This is a genomic window from Streptomyces griseoruber, assembly GCF_001514205.1.
Classification (GTDB): domain Bacteria; phylum Actinomycetota; class Actinomycetes; order Streptomycetales; family Streptomycetaceae; genus Streptomyces; species Streptomyces griseoruber.
The window spans coordinates 25,690-31,710 of record NZ_KQ948784.1 but is presented as its reverse complement, the minus strand read 5'-3'; the positions used below and the strand labels follow the sequence as shown (position 1 = coordinate 31,710).

The following is a 6,021-nucleotide window of genomic DNA, read 5'->3' as shown; positions in this document are numbered from 1 at the left end:
GGGGTGTGGGGGTGTGGGGGTGTGGGGGGGTGTGGGGTGCCGGTGTGGCTCTGGTGCGGGTGGGCAGGGAAGGGAGCCGTGGTCAGGCTTCGTGCGGCCGGTGGAGCCCCCGCGCACGGGTGGACGTCGGGCCGGTCCGGCGCGGGAGAGCGGACCGTGTCGGTCAGGCGCCGCTCATCCGGGCCGAATCGCCGGGTTCGTCCTCGGTCGGCCATGGCGGTGCGCTGTCCGCTCAGGTGGGAGCGCAGGCCGTGGTCACCGGGGCGGAGCCATGGCGGGCTCGTAGCGGGTGGGCCTCCGTGGGCAACAGCGGTTGGGGGGACAAGCGGTGCGGGGCCGGGATGCGCGGGCGGGTCGCGCCTGCGGCGTGAGGGGGCGGGCCGTCCGGGACGGCTCCGTGGTCGCTGACGTCAGGAATGTCCTCCAGGGCCCGCGCGCGCGTCGTCGCCGTCGGTTCGGACCAGGTCAGGCCCACGGTGCGCTGGAGCCGGGTGACCGCGACGACGGCGAGGGCCGCGCGCAGTGTGCACAGGCCGCGCAGTCCGTCGAGGCGCTGGCCGGTGAGCAGGCCGATCCGCTGCAGACGGCGGTCCAGCGTGTTGCGGTGCACGCCCAGGCGCTCACAGGCACGGTGGCGGACACCGTCGGCGGCGATGAGCGCGGTCAGGGTGTCCCAGAGGACGGGGTGCTCGTTCAGCGGCTCGACCATTTTGAGAAGCCGCTCGGAAACGGCCGGGGTCTCCGTCGCGCCGTACTCCACCAGGACGTCGTCGAGCCCGTACACCCCGGGCGGACACTCGAGGGCGAGGAGCGTGGCGCAGATGCCGTCGGCGACCGACACTCCGCCCCCCTCCGGCGCGGTCCGTCCGCTCGCCGTGCCGGGGCCGGGGTCCTGCCAGTGGACCGCGATCCAGACGTCGCCGGTAAGGTCCTTGTGGGCTTCGCGGGCGAGGGAGACGGCCTCTTCCTGGCCGGCCGCCGGCAGCAGGACGTGGGCTCCTTCCTCGGACGTCGGCACCACCGCCGCGGCGAGACCTCGGAAGACCCGGTCGATGTCGGCGATCGTGCAGGACAGAGCACGCACGGCCAGCACCGCGCGGGCCTCGCCGGGAGCCTCCCGGGTGCGCTGCGCGGGGACCTGGCGGGAAGGCTCCGTATCGCCCTCACCACCGATCCCCACCTCGAAGAAGCCGCAGTTCAGCTCGCGGCCCACCAACCGGCCGGCGTCGCCGAGCCGCAGCACCATCACCTCGTGTGTCAGAGCGTCCTGGTCATGGGCTCCGACCGTGCACCGGTTGATGAGGTGGCGGGTCATGCCGCCCACCATCGCGAGCAGTTCGTCCAGGGAGCGGCCGCGTCGCGCCCACGCCCGGCCCTCCGCGCGGATGCGAGCCGCACTCTGCCAGCTCCAGTCGCCCTGGCCGGACACCACCTCGGTCAGAGCCGAGAAGATCTCCCACCGGACTCTGCGGCGCACTTCGTCGACATCCTCGATCCCCTCCGACGCGAAGAGCGGGTGAAGGTCGGGTATCGCCCCGGCGTGTGTGGTCATGTCAGGACAGGAAAGTCCACGAACTTCAGAGATACATCAAAGTCCGCTCAGAGCACGATCGGAATACGATCCGACGGATCATCCCTGTGCCATCATGACAACGACAGCACTGATCCCGTCTTCCTCGATTCCGCGGACCGATCTCGACAGCAATGGGTTCTTACCGACTTCATGGTGCGCACACGATGATCCAGAGCGACATGTCCTCGAAAACGACCGTGCTCGTCGTGGAGGACGAGTCCAGCATCGCCTCCATGCTCACCATGGCGTTGCAGTTCCTCGGATTCGAGGTGGTCACCGCCGCCCGGGGAAGCGAAGCGCTGACCCTGGCGACCAGCCGTTCCCCCGACGTCGTTCTGCTCGATGTCGTCCTGCCCGACATGGACGGATTCGACGTGTGCCGCGGGCTCCGGAGCGCGGGCGTCAACGCTCCCGTCCTGTTCGTGACCGCCCGGGACGCGGTGGAGGACAAGGTCCGGGGACTCGAACTCGCCGACGACTACGTCACCAAGCCGTTCGACCTCAACGAGGTGGTGGCCCGGATCCGGGCCGTCATGCGCCGCGGCCGTGAGCTGACTCCGGCCAACGGCCGCAGGCTGCGCGCCGGTTGGGTGGAACTGAACCAGGACACACGTGAGGTCTGGCGGCACGGCGAGCCCGTGCAGCTGTCGTCGACGGAATTCGCGTTACTCCGTTATCTCCTGGAGAACGCCGACCAGGTGATCTCCAAGGCGCAGATGCTCGACAACGTCTGGAGCTACGACTTCCGGGGTGAGTCCGGAATCGTCGAGACCTACATCTACTATCTGCGCCGGAAACTGGGCGACACCGACCAGACCCTGATCCACACCGTGCGCGGGGCGGGCTATCTGGTGCGCTCGGCCCCTCCCGGACACCTCACGGAGGGCTGAGGATGTCCACCGCCACGCCCGCCGCCCGGAACCGCCGGAAGGACCGGGGGGCCCGGGTCCGTCCGGCCCCCAAGTCCTTGGCCCGCAGGCTCGCCTGGGGTTTCCTCGTCATCGCCGCGATCGGTGTGCTCGGTGCCGACGTCTGCTGCGTGTACACCCTGTCGCACCGCCTGCGGGAACGCACCGACCAGCAGATCGTCCAGAGTCACCGCTTCCGGATGGAGGCACTGCGTGCCGGGTGGAGTTGGTACCCGGCACGGGACGCATGCGCGTCCGTCGTGACCGACGACCGCGGTGTCGTGCGCCTGTCGACCGGGGCCATGCCCCTCCTCGGCAGTCTTCCGCACTCGGCGGCGCTGTTGCGCGAGCGGGACGGGATCGAACATCCCCTGCCGGTGCCGGGCCGAGCGGCGCGGGCCGTCGTGGACCGTCTGCCGGACGGCGACTACCTGGTGACCGCCCGGTCGACCGCCTCGGACGAGGCGACCGTGCGGACCCTGGTGGGCATCGCGACCGCCACCAGTGTTCCCCTGATGGTCGTGCTGGCACTGGGTGCCGCGTGGAGCAGTCGGCGGGCCTTCGTCTCCATGCGCGAGATGTCGCGCGACGCCCGTCGGATCGCCGAAGGCAGTGAGGATCCCTCGGAGCGCGTCCCGGTCGCGACGCAGCCGCTGAAGGAGCTGCGGAGTACCGCCGACACGTACAACTACCTGCTGCGGCGCATCGAGGAGGCCGCCCTGCGCCGCCGGCAGGAGGAGCACCGGCTGTGCGAACTCGTCGACGCCGCCAGTCATGAACTGCGTACCCCCCTCACCACCATCACCGGGTACACGCAACTGGCCCTGATCCGGGCGCTGGACGACCCGCGCCGACTGGACGAGGCCATGGAGCAGGTCCAGAAGGAGACCCGGCGTCTGATCAGCCTGGTCGAGGACATGCTGCTGCTGGCCCGGCTGGGCCACGGCGGCATGCTCGAACAGCGTCCGGTGGACCTGGCTCAGCTCTGCCTCCAGGCGGTGAACCGGGCCCAGAGTCCCGACACTCCGCGCACGCTGCGCTGCGTGGTGGAGTCCTTCCCCCACTGGGTGGAGGGCGACCGGCCGAAGCTGGAGCAGGCGCTCGACAACCTGCTCTCCAATGTGCTGGCCCACACCCCCGAGGAGACCTCGGCCCAGGTCCGGCTGGGGCTGGACGGCGACCGCCATGTCATCGATGTCATCGACGACGGCCCAGGGGTCGAGGAGACCGTGCGGGACCGGATCTTCGAGCCGTTCTTCCGCGCGTCGAGCTCCTCTCCGACGGATCCGGACCGGCCTCGATGCTCGGGACGTGGACTGGGGCTGAGCGTGGCGGCCGCGGTGGTCACCGCTCACGGCGGTTCGATCGGTCTCGAACCCTCCGAGCGGGGCGCGTGGTTCCGCGTCAGCCTGCCCACCGCCGGAGGGCGCCGCATCGACCCCGCGTCATCGAGGGCGCTGCCCTGAGCCGCACTCATGGCTCAGGCACAGGCCGTATCGACGGCGCACCGCTCGGCGCAGACCGCACCGACCCCGTGCCGCGCGGCACAGGTGCCCCACCGGTGACACGCACCTCGGCGAAAACCAGGGATTCACCTACATTCACGGGGCGGGAGTCCGTCACCCCCGCACCTGCTCCACGCGCCCCGTCCGCGGGGCGGAGCCCGACGGACGAGGGCCGCGTGCGGGGGTGCTCCGCGGCCGTACGACGGCCCTTGATCAGTTCTTTTCCCACGGCGACCGCGGTGCCGGCGGCCGGCGGCGCGGCCGCCACGTCCGGCCTTGCCGCCGACGGAGCTCCCCGTGCGGCCCCCGGGGCGGCAGCACTCCGACTCGGCGGCACATCGCCCCCCTTGTCCCGCTCCGCCCCTTCTCACCTGGCATTACCATCCTGTCGACGCCGATAGCGCGTTGTAACAACCTCGTCACGCGGACACTTGCCGACCAGAGAGGGCCCTTGGGTATCGTGCCGCCAAGCAAGGCTTGTTTTCGTCGTGTTGGCGCAGGGCACCCTGATCGGGCGGTGAGGTTTATCTTCGACGAACCAACGAGGAGACCGCGGTGTCGGTGCCTCGCCCCCTGAACCCGGCGTGGACCCCGCACGGTCGTGCGGCGGTCGGGGCCCTGTCTCTCGTGGTCGTCCTCTTCGCCCTGTCCGCCGGGCCGACCCACGACGGAGGGCCGCCACCGCCGGTCAGGCCGACCGCGACATACACGACGGCCCTCCATCCGTCCGCCACGGGTGACGGACGCGAACGGGTGGCCGTGATGCGCGGCGGTGAACTCAGCATGGGGATCACGGGACCGAAGGCGTCCGTGTCCGGCCCCGGTACACGGGCGATGCTCAAGCTGGCGTTGCTTCTCCTGCCGCTGCTGACGGCGATCGGGCTCGGCGCACAACTGCGCAGGGAGCGCGACCAGCGGCGCAAGTCCGAGCAGCGCGTGATGGCGTTCGTGGCGACGGCCTGCCACGAGTTACGCACTCCGCTCACCGCCATCTCCGGCTATGTCCAGTTGGCCCGGCTGGGCGGACTGGCCGATCTGGAGAAGTTCGACCTGGTCATGGCCCGTATGACCGACGAGACCCGCCGCATGTCCGCGCTCCTGGACGAGTTGATGCTCCTCGCCAGGCTGGACCTCGGCCAGCCACTGCGCAGCGAGCCGGTCAACCTCGCGCAGCTGTGCCGGGAAGCGGTGGCCGACGCCCAGGCCTGTTCCCCGCACCATCCCATCCGGCTCACGATCCTGCCGGGCACCCACGCGGTCACCGGCGACCGGGACCGTCTCTACCAGGCGGTCGCCAACCTGCTGGCGAACGTGCGGCATCACACGCCCGGTGGCACGCGCACCGCTCTGGGCCTGGGCACCGAGGACGGGTTCCGGGTCATCGAGGTGAGCGACGACGGGCCCGGAATCCCGGTCGAGCTGCGCCACTCGGCCTTCGAGCGGTTCGTCCACGGCGGGCAGGCGGCGACGCACGCGCCGGTCGCGAGCGTGGGCGGCGGGAACGGTCTGGGGCTGAGCGTGGTGGCCGCCATCGTCACCGCGCACGGCGGAACGGTGTCCCTGGAACCCGATCGCCGGGGGGCGTGGTTCCGCATCCGGCTGCCCGCCTGAGCCGGCCCGAGTCACCCGACTGCACCGCCGGATTTCCGGCGGCCCGACCGGGGCCGGCGCGGGCCGAGAAGGCGTCGCGTGCGAGGAGAAAGAACCCCGAGGGAGACCGGTCGCGCCCAGGAAATGCCGTACACGCAATCCCGCGGGGCCGCTACCCACGCTATTTACTTTAATTCCAGGTGATTCACTAGTCCCGATCCATTCACACCCGCTCCAGATCGACGCGAATTGGATCAACCGGACGCAATACACACCTCGGCAGGTACTTCTGGTCATTCCCGGGCGCCGTCACGGCGCCCACCGGAGCATTCCGGTCACTGCGTCCTTCACACGACATACAAATCGACAGGGTGTATCGGCTACAATCCAGAGCGTTGTGTGCGCACCGACCGTGAACCGAGAACAGAGCGCTGGAAACCGCTTA

4 protein-coding genes are annotated in these 6,021 nt (G+C 70.3%); 3 read left to right on the top strand and 1 reads right to left on the bottom strand.

Features of this window, described 5'->3' with window-relative positions; all coding sequences use genetic code 11:
• Positions 1-232: 232 nt before the first annotated feature.
• Positions 233-1,552, bottom strand: a complete 1,320-nt coding sequence (locus AQJ64_RS39670) for a helix-turn-helix domain-containing protein (RefSeq protein WP_059203430.1) — start codon at positions 1,550-1,552, stop codon at positions 233-235.
• A gap of 200 nt (positions 1,553-1,752) precedes the next feature.
• Between AQJ64_RS39670 and AQJ64_RS39665 the strand changes: the two genes are divergently transcribed.
• From AQJ64_RS39665 to AQJ64_RS39655, 3 genes are all read left to right on the top strand, one after another.
• Entirely contained in the window at positions 1,753-2,463 is a 711-nt protein-coding gene (locus tag AQJ64_RS39665; protein WP_276206752.1) for a response regulator transcription factor, read from the top strand.
• A gap of 2 nt (positions 2,464-2,465) precedes the next feature.
• Positions 2,466-3,947: a sensor histidine kinase gene (locus AQJ64_RS39660; protein ID WP_055638900.1), complete on the top strand. Its 1,482-nt coding sequence runs from the start codon at positions 2,466-2,468 to the stop codon at positions 3,945-3,947.
• Positions 3,948-4,541: 594 nt separating this feature from the next.
• Positions 4,542-5,597 carry a sensor histidine kinase gene (locus tag AQJ64_RS39655; RefSeq protein ID WP_055638899.1) on the top strand — a complete coding sequence of 352 codons (1,056 nt, stop codon included), beginning with the start codon at positions 4,542-4,544 and terminating at the stop codon, positions 5,595-5,597.
• The last annotated feature ends 424 nt before the right edge of the window (positions 5,598-6,021 follow it).